This window comes from Gordonibacter sp. (genome assembly GCF_036667095.1).
In the GTDB taxonomy this organism is placed as follows: domain Bacteria; phylum Actinomycetota; class Coriobacteriia; order Coriobacteriales; family Eggerthellaceae; genus Gordonibacter.
In genome coordinates, this window is record NZ_JAVWUP010000274.1 from 1 (window position 1) to 2,722 (window position 2,722).

A 2,722-nucleotide genomic window follows, 5' to 3' on the forward strand; every position below is an offset into this window, starting at 1 on the left:
TTGCCTTGCGCTATACTGGACGATGAAACCATACGGAAAGGCGGCGCATGCGCAATAGACAATGGTTATTCGCGGCAATTGGAGCGTTGAGTTTCATCTTGATGATGGGCAGCCTCGTGATAACGTATATGAATGCGGGTGAAGGCGGCGTTGGCCTGCGTGAGCTTGCACCCTCTCTCGGACTTGCGCTCGTGTTCTTGGTGAACGTGGTTTTAGCCAAGCAGAACAAACGGAGGTAGTAAAAACTCCATGGCAGGCGGCATCATCAGCGGAGAGGATATTCAGAAGGTACGCGAGGCAAGCGACCTTGTGGCTGTTATTGGCGAGCGCTCGCCGGTAAAGCAGCGTGGCCGTGACTTCTGGTGTTGTTGCCCACTCCACAATGAGAAAACCCCGTCCTTCAAAATCGATCCGGTATTGCAACTGTGGCATTGCTTTGGTTGCAACGAGGGTGGCGATGTGTTTGGCTTCCTGATGAAAACTGAGGATCTCACGTTTCCTGAGGCTGTGCGCAAGTTGGCCGAGCGTGCGCATATCGACCTTGTGGACACGGGCGGGCGCGGCAATGTGCCCAACAGTCGCAAAGCGCGCCTCAAAGCCGTGTGTGCCGAAACGGCGGAGCTCTACCATACCCAACTTATGCGCAATCCCGGAGAAGATGTGGCTGCCGCGCGCAGCTACCTATCTAGTCGTGGATTGGGTGGCGATGTGCCCAAGACGTGGCAGCTGGGCTTTGCCCCGGGACGGGGCCAGCTGGTGCGTCATTTGAGCGCGAAAGGGTTCAAGCCTGATGAGATGGTGGAGGCTAATGTAGCTATGAAAGCGGCCGATGGTAAGTTGCGCGACCGTTTCTATAACCGCATCATGTTTCCCATCAATGACGCACAGGGTGAGTGCATTGCATTTGGGGGGCGTGTGGTGGGTAAAGGTGAGCCTAAGTATTTGAACTCGCAAGAGACACCGCTGTTCCATAAGTCTCAGGTGCTTTATGGTCTTGATAAGGCGAAAGTAGCCATGGCCTCTACGGGTGTGGCTGTGGTGGTGGAAGGATACACTGACGTTATTGCGCTGCATGAGGCGGGCGTGAGAAATGTGGTAGCCACGCTGGGAACAGCGTTGACGCTGCGGCATATTCGCCTGCTTTCGCGTCACGCGCAAAGTACCATCGTGTATCTGTTTGACGGCGATGAAGCAGGTCAGCGCGCGGCTGATCGCGCTTTGGGGTTCATCGACGATTCCATGACGCCCGAGGCCGGGCGGCGCAAAGTGGAGCTTGCGGCCGTTACGTTGCCTGACAACCTTGACCCAGCCGATTTTGTGGGTGCCCGCGGAGCCGACGCGCTGCAAGCGTTGATTGATGCCGCGCAGCCGCTTTTAAAGTACGGGATTGACCGCCGCTTGGCGCGCTATGATCTATCGGGTGCAGAGGGGCGGGCGCGTGCGCTTACCGAAGCGCTCGCTGTGCTGGCCCCCATCAAAGACTCCCTACTGGCGAAAGACTATGCGGTGCAGATTGCCAGTCGCGTGCGTGCGCGTGAGGAAGACGTGTTAGAGCAGTTGGCTCAGTTGCAACCAGAGCGTTCGACCGACCAGCGAGATGGAGTGGATACTGCTTCTCAAAATGGTGGTTCCGCACAAACAGGCGACGAGGCTACGAAGCAAGAGCGCACCTCATCAAGTCCTGCTTTGTCGCGCCCCGAGGTCAATCGCCGCCGCTTTGAGCGTGAGTTTCTCAGCATTTCTGCGCAACATCCAGAAATTGCACTTGCCCATGCTGACGCGCTTGCGCAAACCCAGTGGCACGAACAGATCCATGTCACGCTCGCTCAAAGTATGTTGGCCACGCTATCTGCCGACCCTGCCGTTTCTGCCGCGCATGTTATAACCGAGGCCGGCCGCGTGCTGCCTGCCGCCGCGGGCATTCTAACGTCGGGCTCTATGGCTGATGCGGCCAAGCCTGCAATGGTTGCAGCATTTCTTGTGGAAGAGCTGGCCATTGGGGACGCTGAGGACGCCGTAGCTGCGCTGCGCGCTCAGATGGCAGACCCCGCATCACTTGCACCCGACGAGTTCGAGATGTTGTTTCAAACAGCATCTGCTATGCAGAAAGATTTAAGTCGGCGTCGCCTTGCCCACAAGCCCCTCATGCAGCAATAATTTTTCACTCGGTGCGTTTTGCAATGAGGTAATCCGGTGTATTGTTGTAAGGAAGTGGCGAGGTGTCCTGAAGGTCGGTTGACTCTTGAATCGAAGAATGGAGTGTTTATGGGCAAAACTCATTCAGGATTTGATATCGATTGTTATGATCAAGTTCAGAGGGTTAGGCTGTTGGAAGAAGCTTGTTTAAGTGGTAGTTCTGAAGCGGTCGATGCTTTGTATGACTCTTTTGGAAGCTTTGAGTATGTGTCGGTTGCCTTTGCTATTGCTTGCGTAACGGGCAATGAAGGTATTGCACGCTCTTTGTATGAAAAGGGCGCGACACTAGTGGATTCTGGTTCTAAGAGTGTCGTAAAGCCTGGACCCGAAGAAAAGATGCCCACGGAACTATCTTATGAATCCAGAAAGTTTTTATATATGCATAACTGTCTGGCACCTTCATCTTATCGGCGTGTTGATGATGTAATGGGCGGTCGCATTTCTCCTGTTGCGTGCAAACAGCAGGTACGTATGGAATACTATGCGGATGCATGTTCGCTCCCTAACGAGATTGTACTTAATCGAA

3 protein-coding genes are annotated in these 2,722 nt (G+C 54.6%); all 3 read left to right on the forward strand.

All coding sequences use genetic code 11. The features are described from left to right. Window positions 1-47 precede the first annotated feature (47 nt). Window positions 48-239 (forward strand): hypothetical protein, encoded by a 192-nt coding sequence (locus RR842_RS13590; protein WP_332730122.1) that lies wholly within the window; start codon window positions 48-50, stop codon window positions 237-239. Between the two features lie 10 nt (window positions 240-249). After that, the gene (gene dnaG / locus RR842_RS13595) at window positions 250-2,157 is read left to right on the forward strand and encodes a DNA primase (protein ID WP_332730123.1); all 1,908 of its coding nucleotides are present in this window, start codon (window positions 250-252) and stop codon (window positions 2,155-2,157) included. A 108-nt stretch (window positions 2,158-2,265) separates the two neighbouring features. Beyond that, window positions 2,266-2,722: hypothetical protein (locus RR842_RS13600; protein WP_332730124.1), on the forward strand; the 457-nt coding region annotated here is incomplete at its 3' end.